Source organism: Shewanella sp. 5_MG-2023 (genome assembly GCF_030547465.1).
Taxonomy (GTDB): Bacteria; Pseudomonadota; Gammaproteobacteria; order Enterobacterales; family Shewanellaceae; genus Shewanella.
This window is the reverse complement of record NZ_JAUORC010000010.1, coordinates 98,331-116,186: the sequence shown is the minus strand read 5'-3', so window position 1 is coordinate 116,186 and position 17,856 is coordinate 98,331. Positions and strand designations below refer to the sequence as shown.

Genomic DNA, 17,856 nt, shown 5'->3' with positions numbered 1-17,856 from the left:
TAGACCGTAAATAAATAGGATAAGAGAAAATTGATGTTAAAAGGATTATTTAGCAAACATACCCTAGCACTGTCTGTGTTTTTATTTTCGTTTAGTGCCCAAGCAGCGCTGAGTCATATCAGTATCAATAGCCGCCATTTTAAGCTAGATCAGCATCCGCAATTAAAGCTTAATATTGTGGCCGCTAACGATGATCTTTCACGGCTGAGTTTTCACTTACGTCAAACCGTTGGAGCAAATGAGGTTGTTGAGGAGTTAATGCTGCAACCAGTGAGTCGCTTTATGCTCTATGCCATAGGTCTTGATGATGTCAGTGACTCTAATGCTAAGCTGATTGTCAGTGAATATAAGGGCAATAGCTGGCAGCAGTATGCGGTATTGTCGGTATTTGATGCCCCTTACATAAAGCAAAATGGTCGCAGTGATATTAAAATCGATGCCGCTAAAGCACTCAAAAAAGTCCCGTTAGCTGCAACACCAGCCGAAAAGGATCCTATTATTGTAACGGCGAGTAATAACAGCAATAACAGTCAAGCTTGTATGGTTGAGCGTAATAACACTGAGACCTTATGGGGGATTGCGTCACGTTATGCTACATCGTGGAATACCCATGTTTATGGGGCGATGTTAGCGCTTTATGAGGCCAATCCTCAGGCGTTTTCACAGCAGAAAATTCACTTAATCAAACAAGATGTGCCATTGCGATGCCCGACAAAAGTTCAGTTGAATCAATATATAACAAAGGCTGATGCGAAGCTTGAATTTGAGTCGATAGAAGCTAAACACCGTAGCCAATAAATAGCACTTGTTTGGTCTGGACACATACTGTACTATTGCGCGCCTAAAACACTATTGTTATTAACGCATGTGGTGCTCAACTTCGGGTTGGGAGAGCGACGTGGCCTCTATTAAAAGGTAATCCAAATGAAAACAGGTATCCACCCAGACTACGCTGAAATTACTGCAACTTGTACTTGTGGTAACATCATTAAAGTAAATTCAACTGCTGGTAAAAACTTGCACTTGGACGTATGTGGCGCATGTCACCCATTCTACACTGGTACTCAGAAAGTTGTAGACACTGGTGGTCGTATCGACAAATTCAACAAGCGCTTTGGTGCACTTGGTAAAAAATAATTGCTCTTGCAATTATTTTAAGAAAAAGACGCTTCGGCGTCTTTTTTTGTAGCTGTCACTTTTTACACAAATTTATTTTCAGCTGAATAAAGTTTTTGGTTATAAATTATATAAACTCAACTGAGTTAATAATATTGTTATTTAGACAAACTTTTGACAAGTTTAAGTAGCATTTTACGGTTTTTATTAGCAAATCTTGTTATTTGTCTACATTTTTAAGTCCTTGATTCTTAATGTGATGGTTAATTTTTTGATTAAAAAATATAACTTGACCAAATTCTAATTATTAAAGGTAACTTTTGTTATTTTTTGATTTATAATCCCAGCAGAAAGCGATCGCTGACGGATTAGTTTGATCTCAAGTTATTTTTAACTGGCCTCGTTTTCGCAGAATTACTTTTACTTCGCCGTATCACTTGCCTCACTCAGGAAAATACAATGCCAGATTTTCGCCAACAAGCTCTCGATTACCATGAATTCCCAGTTGCAGGTAAAACTGCTGTAACCCTCACTAAACCAGCGCAAACCAGTCATGATCTGTCGCTGGCATACAGTCCTGGTGTGGCAGAGCCGGTAAGAGAAATTGCGGCAAACCCTGATGACGCATATCGTTATACTAATAAAGGTAATACCGTTGCGGTGATTTCTAACGGTACGGCAATTTTAGGCTTAGGTAACTTAGGCCCATTAGCATCAAAACCTGTAATGGAAGGTAAGGCATTACTGTTTAAGCGTTTCGCCAATATTGATTCAGTTGATATTGAAGTGAAGCACAGAACTACGGCAGATTTTATTAATACGGTTGAGTCGATTGCAGATACCTTTGGCGGCATTAATTTAGAAGATATCAAAGCGCCTGAGTGTTTTGAAATTGAAAGAGAGCTTATTGCCCGTTGTAATGTGCCTGTGTTTCATGATGATCAACATGGTACGGCTATCGTAACTGCAGCAGGCATGTTGAACGCACTTGAAATTCAAGGCAAAAAAATTGAAGACGCAGTATTTGTTTGTTTAGGTGCAGGTGCTGCGGCCATTGCTTGTATGACCATGATTGTTAAGTGTGGCGCTCAGCGTGAAAATGTTTACATGCTCGACAGACAAGGCGTAATCCATACTCGCCGTGAAGACATTAACGAATACAAAGCCTTGTTTGCTAACAACACAGACAAGCGTACCTTACAAGATGTGATTAAGGATGCCGACGTATTCTTGGGGCTTTCTGGCGCTGATTTATTAACTGCTGATGACATTGCGCTAATGGCACCAAAACCAGTTATTTTTGCTTGTTCAAACCCAGATCCTGAAATTAAACCTGAGTTGGCTCACTCAATCCGTCAAGATTTGATTATGGGTACCGGCCGTAGTGATTACCCAAACCAAGTGAATAACGTATTGTGTTTTCCTTTCATTTTCAGGGGCGCATTAGACGTTCGAGCCAGTGTCATTAATGATGAAATGAAAATTGCTGCAGTTAAAGCGTTAGCGGCAATTGCTAAAGAACCGGTTCCCGCAGAAGTATTAGCAGCCTACCCACATGTTAATTCATTAAGCTTTGGCCCAGAGTACGTGCTGCCTAAGCCAATGGACCCTCGTTTATTGAAAAATATCGCCAGTGCGGTATCTCAGGCGGCCATTGATTCAGGTGTCGCGGTATTAGATAAGGTACCCACTGACTATTAATCTATTAATGGTTAGATATTCACCTTAGTTAGAAGGGGCATTAGCCCCTTTTTTATTGGCTGAAAATGGCGTTAATAATAAACGAGTTTGACTGCTATAATTAAATGATGCTGAGTAAATGTCACTATTATTTTTGCAAGATTGCAGCAGATAATATAGCTAAATAAGATTATTAAGCCTAAGCTCACTTTTTTAAAACTGCGACAGCATTTTTTTATTAAACAAGTGATAGTATGACGCGTTCAATATAAGGCGAGACTATTAGTATAAAGTAAACGCGTTTAGCATAAACTGAACATGTGATTTTAATATTATTTTTCTAAACTATTTCTCTAATAATAAAAATGTACTCGCAATAAAATAACAATAACTAATTCCCCTTGAGTGCTGTGTTTAAGCAGGATGCTGATAAATGAAATTAACGAAAATGCTAACCAAAAAGCTGATCAGTTTTTGGCTGTTATCGCTCACGGCTGTGGGCTTTATTTTTTTGGTGGGTGCTATGGTCAGTTTCACGCAACTGACCTATAAATTTCAGCAGCAAAAAGTCGATAAGTTAGGGCTGATGTTAGTTGAACACTATCAATCTAGGAGCCAATCCGCAAACCAATCCAAGAGCCAACCCAAGTATCAGTGGGATTTACATGCATGGCTACCGCCTATGCTGATGGCTTTTAACGCCAATTCATTTAAGTTGACCCGTGGTGATGATATTTTATTTGAGTATTACTCCCCTACGGCAGATCAATATCCCACTCTATATAAGCATACGCTTGATAAGTCGTCTAATTTAGCGATGGAGCTAAATTTGCCTCAGCCTTATCTAGTACAACAATTGGGGTGGTATGAATATATCAGCTTGTTTATTGCTTTAAGCGCCATTGGACTGTTTGTCCGTTTTGGATTGCGCTGGTTTACTGAAGAGTTAGACGGCATTGAACATATTGCTCAGCGTAGTCATTTGATTTTGGATGGAGAGCATCAACAAGCATTGCAATATGCGGCTAAGGCCAGACCACGACTGATTAACCGTGCCATGACAAAGTTACTTGTGCAACTGCAAGATGCCCAAAAAGAGCGTGGCCGTTTTGATCAGTTTATTCGCTCGAATACCTTTTTGGATCCCAGCACCCGCATTGGTAACCGAATATTTTTTGAAAACCGTTTGGAGGCGTTAACGCACCAAGAAACCATGATTGCTCATGGAGTAGTGGTGCTGATGAACTTTGACGACTTAGATTTATTGCAGCAACAACATGGTGTTGAAGAAGTGAATGAGCAGCTTAATGACTTAGTGCAAGCTGTACAAAGGTTGCTGGTGAGATTTGAAGAGTCCATTTTTGCTCGCTACAGTTTTAATCAATTTGTCGTGGTAGCGCCGCAACTTTCCCTTGCTGAAGCGGACAGTTTAGCCGGCAAACTGCTTAAAATTGGCATTAGCCAATTACAAAATCAGTCTGACTCTCAAGATAATTATATTCATTTGGGGGCGGCCTTTTATAAGGCTGGCGATCAGCAGCAGCAGATCGTTGAAGAAGTCGAAATGGCCTTGAAAGCAGCGCAATTGCAACGAAATAATAACTGGTTTATGTATGACAAAGGCGCTGTGGATAAAGAGATCGCCAAAGGATCGGTGCGTTGGCGCAGTTTCTTAGAAAGCACCTTAGTTAACCGCCGCTTTGTGACTGTTACTAAAAAAGTGATTGATAGCGATGGCGCAACTTGTCATCAGGAAGTCTTTAGCCGGGCTATTGATAATCAAGGTAATGAGGTTAGGGCGACGTTATTTATACCTATGGCCAACAAATGTGGCTTGATGCCGCAAATTGAGCGGCAATTAATTGAAACTGTATTGTTTGAGCTAATGGCTAATAACCAACAGCATTTTAGTGTTAATTTAAGCCTCGATTCGCTAACCAGTCGCGCTTTTACGCGCTGGCTACAAACCACATTACTTGAGCATCGCCCTTTAGCATCAAGGCTTACTTTTGAAGTGGCTGAAAATATTGTGGTCAAACATCAACAAGACTTGGTAGCCACGCTCGAAATGCTTCGCAAAATAGGAGCCAGGTTGTGTGTTGACCATGTGGGCTTGCAAGTTGTGGGCACTCACTATATTCAAGAGTGTCATTTTGACTTAGTAAAATTGCATCGCTCTATTATTCACCAAATCCATTTAAAGTCAGAAAACCAATTGTTTATTCGTAGCTTAATTGGTGGCTTATATCGCGCTGAAGTGCAGGTATTTGCTGAAGGTGTCAGCAGTTTTGAAGAGTGGCAAACTTTAAAAATTCTCGGTGTTAGTGCCGCCCAAGGTGACTTTTTTAACCATTAGTATTGACCTTGTTTGGGCTAGCTTAAAAGCGTTTTGCTATAAATTGGTACAATAATTGTATCTTACTGTATCAGTAACGACTCATAGTGGGTCGTTATCGGTAGCCGTTCTGGGAGCAATGATAGATTTTGGCCATTTACTCAGCAGATTTTAGCACATTTAACAGTGATAGCATGTTTGATGAACAAGTGTGAAACTTGTATATCTTCGTTTAACAACCTATCTTATGTATAATGGAAAATTAGCCAAATATTACCCTATAAAATTAAGGGACTAAAGGTTAAAATGACACTCGTTATTTTTTTGACACTTTTTTAGTCTTAGTTGGCTATAGTCGTTATGACATCTCGGTAAGTGCGCTATTTTGATGTTGTATAATTGGTTTGATTTTGGCTGCGTAGAGTTGCTTTTCTATGTCATTACATTTGCGAGTCATTGAAGCACAGGGTTTTGAATGAAAAATGGTTTTTTGAACACATTAGCTTTTTGGCGCAAGCCTCAGCCTACTACAGAGTTAGGCTTATACCTTGGCGCGGATATGATTTCAGTTTTTCAGACTAATATTGTCAGCAATGCTGAACAACAAACTGATTCAAAAACAAAATCCTTTGTAAACTCGGCTAAAAACAGTGTTATTCATCAAATCGCTTTTAATGGCGATAATTACTCAAAAGCCTTTGAAATGCTACAGCAAGAATTTGGTGCAGCTAAGCTTCAAATTGTTTTGAGCGAAGCCTTTTATCAGTTAGTCACTGCCGACAAACCCAATGTACAAGCACAAGAGTTAACTCAGGCGCTATTGTGGTCGGTTAAAGATTTAGTTTCAGAGCCTGTTGGCAACATTCAATTAGATTACTTTGAGTCTTCGTTAAATACATCCGGAAAAATTAATGTGGTGGTAGCCAATAAAGCGCAGCTGTCACAATTGGCACAAGCTTGTGAGCATCATGGTTTTGTCATTAGCGGCATCAGCATTGAAGAACTTGCCATGACCCACTTATTTGACGATGAGTCAGCCCACATGATTGTTAGTCATGTATCAGGGCAAGAGTTGCTATTAACCGTGGTTAAGCAAGGCGAGCTATTAATGCAGCGCCGAGTGCGCGGTTTCAGTCAAATAGATAGCGCCAGTGCCCAAGACTTACAATATGGATTAGCCGATAATTTGAGTTTAGAAATCCAACGCTCAATGGATTACTTCGAGAGCCAATTACGCCAAGCGCCAGTTCATTCGATTAATTTACTTATCAGTGGTGAATCCCAAGCCTTGGTGCCTTTGGTTGCACAAAACTTTAATCAAACGGTCAGTGTGATCTCACACGACTCAGTAAATGGTCATTTTGCCGCCATGGCATATGCGCAACTCGCTGGAGGTGTTAAATGATCAAAACCACGGTTAACCTGTTTAGCGTAGACTTATTGCCCGCCAAGTTAAGGCTATCTTTTGAGCGCATGATGCTGGCGGTTGCCGCCGTAGTTGTGCTCAGCCTTATCGCCTGGGGTGTTGGTTTTTGGTTGGAGTCGACTCTTGCCAGTCAGCACGGCGCATTATCAAAGCAAAAGTTGCAATTAGACAACCAAAAAGCGGCGTTAGAGCTGCAATTATCCACCCGTCAACCGGATGCGGATTTAGTTGCTAAAGTCGAGCTTGAGCAGCAACGTCTAGAGTTAAAGCAATTATTATCAGATGAAATAAAACAACGAGATAACATGATAAGTCATGGCTACGCAGGCCTGCTCACCGATCTTGCCTCTGTATCTGATAGTTCTGTGTGGCTAAACCGTATCGTGATTAATCAGCAATATTTTGAATTTGAAGGTTTTGGCTCTCACCCCCAGAGCATTCCGCTATGGGTTGAGCGATTAAAAACCACTGAAACCCTTAAAGGTTATGCCTTTGCCACCATGACAATGGATAGAGGCGAAAACCAGCCTTTGGCGTTTAAGTTGGCGAGCACTGCTGAACAGGGGGCGAAGCAATGAAGCAAACATGGCAAAAACTCGCCACTCAGTTTAATGAGCTTAGTCAGCGCGAAAGAGTATTGATTGCCCTTGCCAGCATAATTGTTGTCGCAATGCTGCTTTATTTTCCGGTTGAAACTATCTGGAAAGAAAGATTAAAGCTGTCACATCAAGTCACGCAAATTGAATCTGAAAATGATATTTCAGAGCAACAAATTGCGCTTTATCAGCAGCGATTAGCCATGGATCCTAATAGCGATTATCGCAATAGATTGACCATGATTGAGCAGCAAAATCAGCAGATGGATGCCAATTTAGAAAGCCAGATGATCTCCATGGTGCCAGCCAATTATATGCCGACAGTATTAACCACTTTGCTGGGTAATATTAACGATGTGAAGTTAGTGTCATTTTCCTCTATCGCCCCGCAGCCACTTATTGAGGTGGGCGAAGAAGACAAAATGAACTTATATAGCCATGGTATTCGCTTGACCCTAGAAGGGCGCTATTTTGCTATTTTAAAATTTATTCAGTCCATTGAAGCGATGCCAGACAAATTATATTGGAAGCGTCTCGATTACCATGTTGAGCAACACCCCAATGCCACAGTAGAAATAGAGCTTTATACCTTAAGTATTAATAAGGAGTTTATTAGTGTTGCACAATAAGCAGATACTCATAATCACCTGTGCTATCAGCCTAAGCTTTCTGCTATTCAGTAGCTTAAGTTTTGCAAAAGCATTGAGAGATCCGACACTACCAGGCAAAGGCTACGCAGTGTCATCGACACAAGTTAATCGTCCGGGCTCATTAGTACTTAATAGCATAATGCATAGTAATAAACCCCATGCGGTGATTAACAACAAAATATTTTTTGTTGGTGATCGCGTCGAAGGGGTACGAATTGAATATATTGGAAAGCAATACGTTAATTTAGCTGATGGCAGAAAATTAACGCTATTTCAATCGATAACAGAGCGATAGGAAATCAATAATAATGAATGTAATTAAGTATATAACCCCTCTGCTATCCCTGTGCTTGTTGGGCTGTCAAACGACAGACAGACCCGATCCAACCACGTCTAAAAGTGAGCTGAGTCAATCTCTTGAGCAAGCACAAGCGGCGCAAAATATTGTCCCGCCGCCAGCGCAAATGCCTGAAGATGTGCAGCGTGAATTAAATGGTTCAAGTTCCCTTGGCAGAACCAGTGCATCTTTACCGACTGAGCGCCGCTTTGATGTGTCTGCTAACGATGTTGATGCAAAAGTGTTTTTCCCAAGTTTAGTCCAAGGCACCCCTTTAAGTGTGGCGGTGCATCCTGATGTGACGGGCTCTATTTCTGTATCGCTCAATGGCGTGACGCTTTCTGAAGTGATTAAAGTGATTGAGGACATTTATGGTTATGAAGTTAGCCAAGATGGCCGTATTTTACGGATCTTCCCAGCGGGCATGCGCACTGAAACCTATCCGTTAAATTATATTTATATGGAACGTGAAGGCTTATCACTAACCTCTGTCAGTTCTGGCCGTATCTCAGATAGTAATGACAACTCAAACTCTAATTCAAACAGCAATAGTTCAAATAACAGTAATAGCAATAGCTCAAATAACAGCAGTAATAATAGCAATAACGATGGTAACGATAATACCAACGGCACCTTTATTCGCTCGACCACCAAGTCAAATTTTTGGGGTGAGCTAGAAAAAACCTTAGTATCAATTATTGGCGATACCGGTGGTGGACGCCAAGTGGTGATTACCCCTCAAGCTGGCTTAGTAACTGTGAGGGCTTTTCCAAACGAGCTACGCCAAGTCAGCACCTTTTTAAATATTGCAGAAACCCACTTACAGCGTCAGGTTATTCTGGAAGCCAAGATTTTAGAAGTGACCTTATCTGATGGTTATCAGCAAGGTATTCAATGGGATAACGTATTAGGCCATGCAGGTAGCACAGACATTAGTTTTGGCACTTCACCGGGTAATGGCTTAAGCGATCAAATTACTAATGTGATAGGTGGGGTGACCTCTGTCAGCTTAACCGGTACCGACTTTAGCACCATGATAAGCCTGCTGGATACCCAAGGGGATGTAGATGTACTTTCAAGCCCTCGGGTGACCGCATCTAACAACCAAAAAGCAGTGATCAAAGTGGGTAATGATGAGTACTTTGTTACTGACGTATCATCAACCACGGTTGCAGGAACAACGCCAGTGACCACGCCGCAAGTTGAACTCACGCCATTCTTTTCGGGGATAGCCTTAGATGTGACCCCGCAAATTGATGGTGAAGGCAATGTCTTGTTGCATGTTCATCCATCAGTGATTGATGTGTCTGAGCAAATCAAAGAAATTAAAGTGAGTGGCTCATCATTAGAGCTGCCATTAGCGCAAAGTGAAATCCGTGAATCTGACACTGTGATAAAAGCGTCATCAGGTGATGTGGTGGTGATCGGTGGCCTAATGAAGAGCGAGAATATTGAAATCGTCTCTAGAGTGCCGCTACTGGGTGATATTCCTTTCTTAGGGGAAGCATTTACCAACCGCAGTAAATCAACCAAAAAAACCGAGCTTATCATTATGCTTAAGCCTACGGTTGTTGGCGCAGACACCTGGACCAATGAGCTAAAACGTTCAAAAGACCTGTTAGATCGTTGGTACCCAGAGCAAGAATAGCGATGTAAGCACGAGCAAACATTATGTATCAGCAGCACTTTGGCCTGAGTCAGTTACCGTTTACGCTTACGCCAAATACACAGTTTTTCTTTGGTTTGACGCCCCATGTGGAGGCGTTACAAGTGCTGCAAACTGCCATCGCTAATGGTGAAGGCTTTATTAAAGTAACTGGTGAGGTAGGGACAGGTAAAACGCTGATTTGTCGTAAGCTGATGAACGATTTACCGACTAATTATCACTGCGCATATATACCGAACCCTTATTTAACCCCTGACGAGCTTCGTTGGGCGTTAGCGGCGGAGCTCGGGGTTTTATTAACTGAAAACCTCAATCAGCAGCAACTTACCAGCTTAATTCAAAGCCGTTTACTTGAGCTCAACAGCCAAGGCTTTAAAGTGATTCTGGTGCTCGATGAAGCTCAAGCCTTACCTAATAACAGTTTAGAAACGCTGCGGCTATTTACCAATTTAGAAACTGAAAGCGCCAAGTTAATTCAAGTGGTGTTGTTTGGTCAGCCAGAACTAGATAAGCGCTTACAAGACCCAGCAATACGGCAGCTAAAACAGCGGATCACCTTTAGTTATAGCCTTAGGCCATTAGTATGGGATGAAATTAAAGCGTACCTTAATTATCGCTTAAGTGTTGCAGGCTACCAAGGCAAAGGTTTGTTTAGTGATAAAGACATTAAATTAATCGCCCAAGCGGCAAGAGGCATACCACGGTTAGTTAATGTAATTGCTAATAAAGCCATGTTGCTGTGTTATGCAGAAGGGCGAGCGCAAATAAGCACATCACATTGCCGCGCAGCCATTGCCGATACTGAAGATGCCACACATCTATCACCCAGCAATACCATAAATGCTTGGGTATTTTTTATATTAATTATTAGCGCATCACTGACATGTTTATATATTGTCGATGTTGACTGGTTAGCTGTTTTAAGTGAGTCAATATGAGCGTAATAAATAAAGTTTTAAAAGATTTAGATAAGCGCCAGCAAACCGCAGTAGATGAAAATGGCGCTGCCAATACGACTGAGGCTTTTGTTACTCCCAAAGTGCAATTCCACAGTCAGTTGCAACCAGAATCAACATCTGGCTCAGCAATGGGGGCGAACCGAGGCTTATTCATCGCGCTGGTGATGATAATTACCATGTTGATATTAGGCTTCATGCTTTATCAACAAGGTAAGCAATTACAAAACCTGCAGCCTTTGGCTGAGCATAATCTTCAGTCTAAGGCTGATACTAGCAATGCCAGTGCGAAGGTAACCATAGCGCAGCAAGAGACTGAGAATAATATTACTGAGGCTGAGATTAAAGCCTCGGATCAGCTTGCAGGCGCAGAGCTAAAAGAAAGTGATCTAAATAAAAGTAAGCTAAATGAAACTGATGCTAACCAGCAATCAAAGCTAGCAAATGTAGAGCTAGTAAATGTAGCGTTAGCTGAGCAACAAGACATAGTCGTTAGTGAGCCAGCAAGCCTCAGCGCAGAAGCTAAGGCAGTAACACAACACCAAACGCTGGTTGAGCCTGAAGCCGTCAAAGTGGCTGATAAAACGGCGGATGTAAAAGTGCATTTTGCCCAACATCGCCGTTCAAGCAGCAGTGCAACCGTGGCCAATGTAAATCAAAAAGGTCACATGGCGGTTAAAGAAGTGACCTTAACTAATGAACAATTAGCGAAGAAAAAATTCGACGCAGCAGAAGTGGCTGAGCAGCAGCAAAAAATTGATCAAGCGATTAAAAATTATTATGAAGCTTTAGTACTGCAGCCTTCTATGCATCAAGCAAGAAAGCAACTCGCCGCGCTGTATTACTCAGTCAATAACTTAGGCAGAGCCGAGCAAATTTTAGCCCAAGGGGTGAGCCTTTTTCCTGAAGAGGTTGAATTAGCCATCTTAAAGGCAAAAGTGCAAATCGCCGCGTTTAGTCCCAATAAAGCGCTCAATACCTTGAGTGAGATAGACGATAACAGCGAATGGGCCAGAGACAAGTGGATGTTACAAAGTGATATTGCACAACAAGAAGGTCAATTTGCACTGGCAGAAGCGGCTTATCGCTCATTACTTTCCATTGAACCCTCGCAAGCGCGCTGGTGGATGGGCTTAGCTTATGCGTTAGATTCACAACAACAATACCCTCAGGCGGCAGATGCTTATCGAAAGGCAATGTCATATAGAGGTTTATCAACGGGTGCTATGACTTATATAGAGCAGCGTTTAATTCAACTAGGAGGTAGCCAATGAAACCTAAATTGAAAATGCGTTTGGGCGATCTACTAGTTCAAGAACACATTATTTCAAACGATCAGTTAATGCAGGCTTTAGCGGAGCAGCGTAATTCCGGTAAAAAACTCGGTCGTACCTTAATTGATCTTAACTGTATTACTGAAGATCAATTACTGAAGTTTTTATCCCAGCAGCTTAATCTGCCTTATTTAGATATCAGTCGTCTTTCTATTCCTGCTGAAGTGGTCAGTTTGATCCCTGAAGTACAGGCGCGCCGGTATCGCTCCTTAGTCGTTGAAGCCACCGCTGACAGCGTGACCTTGGCGATGAGCGATCCTGCTGATTTACAAGCAATCGATCACCTTGAAGTGTTTGTAGCACCGAAAAAATTGACCATTGCGGTGACGCCAGAGCGACAGTTACTGGATGCCTTCGATAACCTCTATCGACGCACCGATGAAATTGCAAAAATCGCGGGTGAATTAGAAGAAGAATATGCCGCAGATGACATGTTCGACTTGGCCAGTATCACCAACAGTGACAGTGATAATGAAACCACAGTGGTTAAATTATTACAGTCGATTTTTGAAGATGCTGTGCAAATGCGTGCCTCGGATATTCATATTGAACCCGGTGAAAAAGTACTGCGTATTCGTCAGCGTATCGATGGTCAGTTACATGAAAACACCTTAGATGAAGTCAATATTGCCTCAGCATTAGTACTGCGTTTAAAGCTAATGGCTGGACTTGATATCTCTGAAAAGCGTATGCCACAAGATGGCCGTTTTAATATAGAGGTAAAAGGCCACAAAATTGATATACGTATGTCTACCATGCCGATTTATCATGGTGAGTCGGTGGTAATGCGTTTATTGGATCAATCAGCAGGCTTACTGACGTTGAATGAAACCGGTATGCCGGACCATATTTTGCAGCGCATTCGTAAACAGATTAAGCGACCTCACGGCATGCTGTTAGTGACAGGGCCAACTGGTAGCGGTAAAACCACCACCTTGTATGGCATTTTAAGTGAGTTGAACAAAGCTGATACTAAGATCATTACCGTTGAAGATCCGGTGGAATACCAATTGCCGCGGATTAACCAAGTACAGGTAAATCATAAGATAGGCTTAGATTTTTCCAATGTACTACGTACCACCTTACGTCAAGATCCCGATATCATCATGGTGGGTGAGATGCGTGATCAAGAAACCGTCGAAATTGGCCTTCGAGGCGCATTAACCGGTCACTTTGTGTTATCGACCTTGCATACCAATGATGCCATTACCAGTGCGCTACGTTTACTCGATATGGGCGCAGCCAGTTACCTAGTTGCCAGTGCGCTAAGGGTGATTATTGCCCAGCGGTTAGTGCGCCGCGTATGTGCGAACTGTGCGACTGATTACCAAGCTACAGCAGGCGAATTAGCTTGGATTAACGCCGTAAGCAAAAAAGATCCTAGCCAAGCCAACTTTAAAGTAGGTACAGGTTGTCAAAGCTGTAATGGCTCCGGCTACCGTGGTCGTATAGGTATTTTTGAAATTCTTGAGCTTGATGATGCCATGGTGGATGCGATGCGCACCGGTAACCCGCAAGACTTTGCCCATGCCGCTAAGCAAAGCCCAAGTTTTGTGCCGCTGGCAGACTCAGCATTTGAATATCTATTTAATGGCATGACAACCATAGAAGAGGTAGCCAAACTGGTTGAAGATGTCAGTGAGCTGCGAATGGAGCCCCCCGCTCTGCATAATATTGCTTCAGGGGTCTAATTATGCCGACATTCCAGTATCGAGGACGAAACTCCCAAGGCGCTGCCGTTACTGCCTTAATTGAGTCAGCTAACGAGAATAGCGCCGCAGATGCGTTAATGTCTCGTGGCATTATTCCCCTTGAGCTGCGTGAAGTAAAACCGACCAAGCCTTTTAATCTTGGCGGTATTTTTACTCAAAAGGTGTCATTAGAAGAGCTACAAATTTTTACTCGGCAAATGTATTCGTTAACTCGCTCTGGCATTCCAATTTTGCGTGCTATTGCAGGTTTGGCTGAAACCACGCATTCCCAACGAATGAAAGATGCCCTTAATGATATTTCAGAGCAATTAACCTCAGGTCGCCCTTTATCTGCCGCCATGAATCAGCATCAAGATATTTTTGATTCGCTTTTTATCTCTATGGTTCATGTGGGTGAAAACACCGGTAAATTGGAAGATGCTTTTATTCAGTTATCTGGCTATATCGAACGAGAGCAAGAGACTCGCCGCCGAATAAAGTCAGCTATGCGTTATCCGATATTCGTATTGATCGCTATTACTATCGCTATGGTGGTGTTGAACATCATGGTTATTCCAAAGTTTGCAGCTATGTTTTCCCGTTTTGGCGCTGAACTGCCGTGGGCAACTAAAATTTTAATTAACACCTCTAATTTATTTGTTAATTATTGGCATGTAATGACAGTGGTTTTAGTGGCCATTATTGTCAGCATTCGATATTGGCATCACACCGAAAAAGGTGAGCGACAATGGGACAAATGGAAATTACATATTCCTGCGGTGGGCTCAATCATTGAACGCTCAACCTTATCGCGCTACTGCCGCAGTTTCTCGATGATGTTGGGAGCGGGTGTGCCTATGACTCAAGCGCTCAGTTTAGTGGCAGATGCCGTAGATAATAGTTATATGCATGACCGTATTGTTGCCATGCGCCGCGGAATTGAATCTGGTGAATCAATGCTAAGGGTGTCAAACCACAGTGGTTTATTTACACCATTAGTGCTGCAGATGGTGGCAGTAGGCGAAGAAACCGGTCAAATTGATAAATTACTTAATGATGCTGCTGATTTTTATGAAGGTGAAGTGGATTACGATTTAAAGAATTTAACCGCCAAATTAGAGCCGATTTTAATTGGCTTTGTAGCAGGCATTGTATTAATTTTGGCCTTGGGTATTTATCTGCCAATGTGGGATATGCTCAATGTGGTCAAAGGTGGCTAACAATGCATAACGCCACAATGTTTGAGTTAATTGCATAATGCAAAAACAACAGCAATCAGAAAATAATTTGGTTAAGAGCTATATCCGTATTATCAGCATCACCTTAGTGCTCGTGATTATGGTTGTTATCGGTGCGAAACATTTTACAAGCGTCGAGAGTATCGGCGCTCAAAGTATCCACCGAGAACATAATCGGCTGCTGTATGTGCTGGCGATGGTAAAAAGCCAGTGGCTTAGTCAGGGCAAGCCTCAGCGCTTGAAGTTAAGTTGGGAAAACCTAGCGTCAGGTTCAGCTAAACAACTTAAAAATGATAAGCTGGCTGGGGAGGATAATATTATTTTGATGTCGACTTTTGGCTGGCCAATGCTAAAATCCGCCTCCGCACAGGGTTGTGTTGAGTTATGGCAACAATTGATGGCAAGCAACTTGCTAGATATGGGAGTTAAGGTAAATTACCAAACCGAATTAGAGATTTGTCATTTCGCTACAGCGCAAAGTGGTAGCATTAGTTATCAGGTTTCATCGGGGCGGGTTATTTTTACCGGGTCAGATTAAATTTTAATCGATATAGGTGTTTAATCTACATTAAGTGCTAAAATTTGTTTACATATAAGCTTTAGCTCGTTAACAATAGGTAATAAGACTGCAATTAAAACAGGTGTCAGTCTCAATAGAGGTATTTTATATGAAAATGAAGCAACAAGGCTTTTCTTTAATCGAACTGGTTATTGTTATTGTCATTCTAGGCTTGTTAGCGGCAACCGCAATTCCACGTTTTTTAAATGTCACTGAAGATGCGCAAAACGCCAGTGTCGAAGGTGTTGCCGGTGGTTTAGCGACTGCGGTGGGTTTTGTCAGAGCGCAATGGGAAGTTGATGGTCGCCGAAATACTTCTGTTATTTTAGATGGCACGGTTGTTTCTTTAGATACTCGCTTTGGTTTTCCGACAGGTCGTACAAATACTGACGTTACAGCAATGACTGACCTAACGTGTCAGGAAGTGTTTAATAGTGTGCTGCAAAGTGCCCCTCGTAACGACATCTATACTGAAGACGCGCGTGATTTACGCTACACAGTAAAAGTTGAAAAGGGTATTGGCGGAACGGCTACCGGTATCGATGGCTCAGTGGTTCAAAGTATTGATGTTTGTGTCTATCATCAAATTGCTTCATTAACCTTGAATACCAATACAGGTGTTCCGGCGCCAACACCGAGCTTAAATACCGCTGGAGCAAAAGGTGTGACTTATAATCCAGGCACAGGACAAGTATTAAGCTTTAGTAACGATTAATTTATTGATTAAGGTAACTAAAGCCTTAATCACGCTGAAAGTAATAGTTAATTACTGAATAAGGATTATTCAGTAATGTTGTAAATGCCATAAATTTTATTTTTTAAAGAGGGCCGACATTATGCAAATCAAACGTAAGCAACAAGGTTTTACATTAATTGAGCTAGTAGTAGTTATTATCATTCTTGGTATTTTAGCGGTAACCGCAGCGCCTAAATTTATTAATTTACAGTCAGATGCACGTCAAGCATCACTGCAAGGTGTTAAAGGTGCTATTCAAGGCGCTAACGGGTTAGTGTTTGCTAGAGCGGCGATTGATGGTCATGAGAAGAAAGCAACTGGTGATTGGGCTGCTGCTCCAGAAAATGGTGTTGATATTGGTGCTGGCACAGGTAATGAAGTTATTACTAACTATGGTTATATTCAAGCTGACATAACCGAGTTTAATAAAGCTATAGATGCAGAGTTTGGTGCTGATGGAAGTGATTCTGAATGGATTGTCGTTGCTGATACATCTACTACTCTAACCATCACTCAAAATGGTTCACCAGCAGAAGTGGGTGCTACAGCTTGTAAGTTGGTTTATACCGAAGCTGCTGATGCTAATACAATCCCTACTTATGTGATTACTGATAACGGTTGTTAATAGGAGTCTTTATGAAACAGCAAAATGGTTTTACATTAATTGAACTAGTTGTCGTGATTATTATTTTAGGTATTTTAGCGGTAACCGCAGCACCTAAATTTATTAATCTGCAGGGTGATGCTAGAGTTTCTGCTTTAGCTGGCATGAAAGCTGCTATCCAAGGTGGTAATACATTAGTCTATTCTAAAGCAGCTTTGGCTGGTAAAGAATCTGAGGATGAAGATACTCTAGATATTGGTTCCGGCACAGAAGATTTAAATATTGTATATGGTTACATAAAAGCAAAACAAGACGATTTGGAAGAAGCTTTAGATGTGACCTTCGATGCTTTAGCTGATATTGATACAGGTTCAAATGATTGGATTATCGATGATACTACTGATGGGGAAGCTACTATTTATCAAAGAGGCGCTCCTGATACTTGTGATTTAGTTTATGAGGAAGCTGGAGACGGTGTATTGCCCGTTTATACAGCAGTAACAGATCCCGATCTTTGTTAAATTAGATTTTTGGATATTAAAAGCCTGCTTATGCAGGCTTTTTTTGTTTTTAAAGGGAATATTTTTTCTGCTGTGTAACCTTGGTGGCACATGGTGGCCATGATGGGGTGATAAAATTGTGGCTATAAATTGCTAAGGTGTTGATTCTCTGGTTTAACTGTTCGGTTTTATTCAGTGTCATTATCTATGCAAAAGCAGCAAGGTTATCTGCTTTAAATATAAATGATACAAACTGATACCGAGTTATGCGGGACAGAAATTTGACGAAGTGAGATAATTGACGCCCTTGTTAGGTAAAGGTTGTTTATCTAACAAGTCTCGCCATTAAGGATTAAACAGAGAACATTGCTTAGCCACTTACCTTGCTTGACTCAAGCGCAGTAAGTTTGGAAAAAACGTAGGCATCCATAT

At 41.6% G+C, this 17,856-nt stretch carries 17 protein-coding genes; all 17 read left to right on the top strand.

Features of this window, described 5'->3' with window-relative positions; translation table 11 throughout:
- Positions 1 to 33: 33 nt before the first annotated feature.
- The 17 genes from Q4557_RS07770 (at position 34) to Q4557_RS07690 (ending at position 17,445) form a co-directional block, all read left to right on the top strand.
- Entirely contained in the window at positions 34 to 798 is a 765-nt protein-coding gene (locus Q4557_RS07770) for a FimV/HubP family polar landmark protein (RefSeq protein ID WP_303411901.1), read from the top strand.
- 126 nt (positions 799 to 924) lie between these two features.
- Positions 925 to 1,137 carry a 50S ribosomal protein L31 gene (rpmE, locus tag Q4557_RS07765; RefSeq protein ID WP_076538513.1) on the top strand — a complete coding sequence of 71 codons (213 nt, stop codon included), beginning with the start codon at positions 925 to 927 and terminating at the stop codon, positions 1,135 to 1,137.
- Between the two features lie 438 nt (positions 1,138 to 1,575).
- On the top strand, positions 1,576 to 2,817 hold the full coding sequence (locus tag Q4557_RS07760; protein ID WP_102440015.1) for a malic enzyme-like NAD(P)-binding protein: 1,242 nt from the start codon (positions 1,576 to 1,578) through the stop codon (positions 2,815 to 2,817).
- A gap of 412 nt (positions 2,818 to 3,229) precedes the next feature.
- Positions 3,230 to 5,152, top strand: a complete 1,923-nt coding sequence (csrD, locus tag Q4557_RS07755) for an RNase E specificity factor CsrD (RefSeq protein WP_303411898.1) — start codon at positions 3,230 to 3,232, stop codon at positions 5,150 to 5,152.
- 454 nt (positions 5,153 to 5,606) lie between these two features.
- On the top strand, positions 5,607 to 6,536 hold the full coding sequence (locus Q4557_RS07750; protein WP_303411897.1) for an MSHA biogenesis protein MshI: 930 nt from the start codon (positions 5,607 to 5,609) through the stop codon (positions 6,534 to 6,536).
- Positions 6,533 to 7,135, top strand: a complete 603-nt coding sequence (locus Q4557_RS07745; protein WP_102475449.1) for a fimbrial assembly protein — start codon at positions 6,533 to 6,535, stop codon at positions 7,133 to 7,135. Before Q4557_RS07750 ends, Q4557_RS07745 begins: the two co-directional genes overlap by 4 nt.
- Entirely contained in the window at positions 7,132 to 7,782 is a 651-nt protein-coding gene (locus tag Q4557_RS07740; RefSeq protein WP_303411895.1) for an MSHA biogenesis protein MshJ, read from the top strand. The genes Q4557_RS07745 and Q4557_RS07740 overlap by 4 nt, the downstream gene beginning before the upstream one ends.
- A gap of 4 nt (positions 7,783 to 7,786) precedes the next feature.
- Complete coding sequence (locus Q4557_RS07735) at positions 7,787 to 8,098, top strand: MSHA biogenesis protein MshK (protein ID WP_102440049.1); 312 nt, start codon at positions 7,787 to 7,789, stop codon at positions 8,096 to 8,098.
- Between the two features lie 13 nt (positions 8,099 to 8,111).
- Positions 8,112 to 9,788 carry a pilus (MSHA type) biogenesis protein MshL gene (gene mshL / locus Q4557_RS07730; RefSeq protein ID WP_102440010.1) on the top strand — a complete coding sequence of 559 codons (1,677 nt, stop codon included), beginning with the start codon at positions 8,112 to 8,114 and terminating at the stop codon, positions 9,786 to 9,788.
- A 23-nt stretch (positions 9,789 to 9,811) separates the two neighbouring features.
- A complete protein-coding gene (locus tag Q4557_RS07725) occupies positions 9,812 to 10,744 on the top strand; it encodes an ExeA family protein (protein WP_303411892.1) in 933 nt (310 codons plus the stop codon).
- Entirely contained in the window at positions 10,741 to 12,036 is a 1,296-nt protein-coding gene (locus tag Q4557_RS07720; protein WP_102475450.1) for a lipopolysaccharide assembly protein LapB, read from the top strand. Before Q4557_RS07725 ends, Q4557_RS07720 begins: the two co-directional genes overlap by 4 nt.
- Positions 12,033 to 13,787: a GspE/PulE family protein gene (locus Q4557_RS07715; RefSeq protein ID WP_303411888.1), complete on the top strand. Its 1,755-nt coding sequence runs from the start codon at positions 12,033 to 12,035 to the stop codon at positions 13,785 to 13,787. Before Q4557_RS07720 ends, Q4557_RS07715 begins: the two co-directional genes overlap by 4 nt.
- Positions 13,788 to 13,789: 2 nt before the next feature.
- Positions 13,790 to 15,007 carry a type II secretion system F family protein gene (locus Q4557_RS07710; RefSeq protein WP_303411886.1) on the top strand — a complete coding sequence of 406 codons (1,218 nt, stop codon included), beginning with the start codon at positions 13,790 to 13,792 and terminating at the stop codon, positions 15,005 to 15,007.
- 37 nt (positions 15,008 to 15,044) lie between these two features.
- The gene (locus Q4557_RS07705) at positions 15,045 to 15,563 is read left to right on the top strand and encodes an MSHA biogenesis protein MshF (protein WP_102440005.1); all 519 of its coding nucleotides are present in this window, start codon (positions 15,045 to 15,047) and stop codon (positions 15,561 to 15,563) included.
- Positions 15,564 to 15,693: 130 nt separating this feature from the next.
- Positions 15,694 to 16,299: a prepilin-type N-terminal cleavage/methylation domain-containing protein gene (locus tag Q4557_RS07700; protein WP_303411883.1), complete on the top strand. Its 606-nt coding sequence runs from the start codon at positions 15,694 to 15,696 to the stop codon at positions 16,297 to 16,299.
- A 121-nt stretch (positions 16,300 to 16,420) separates the two neighbouring features.
- Positions 16,421 to 16,945, top strand: a complete 525-nt coding sequence (locus Q4557_RS07695) for a prepilin-type N-terminal cleavage/methylation domain-containing protein (protein WP_303411878.1) — start codon at positions 16,421 to 16,423, stop codon at positions 16,943 to 16,945.
- 11 nt (positions 16,946 to 16,956) lie between these two features.
- Positions 16,957 to 17,445 (top strand): type II secretion system protein, encoded by a 489-nt coding sequence (locus tag Q4557_RS07690; protein ID WP_303411876.1) that lies wholly within the window; start codon positions 16,957 to 16,959, stop codon positions 17,443 to 17,445.
- Positions 17,446 to 17,856: the final 411 nt, after the last annotated feature.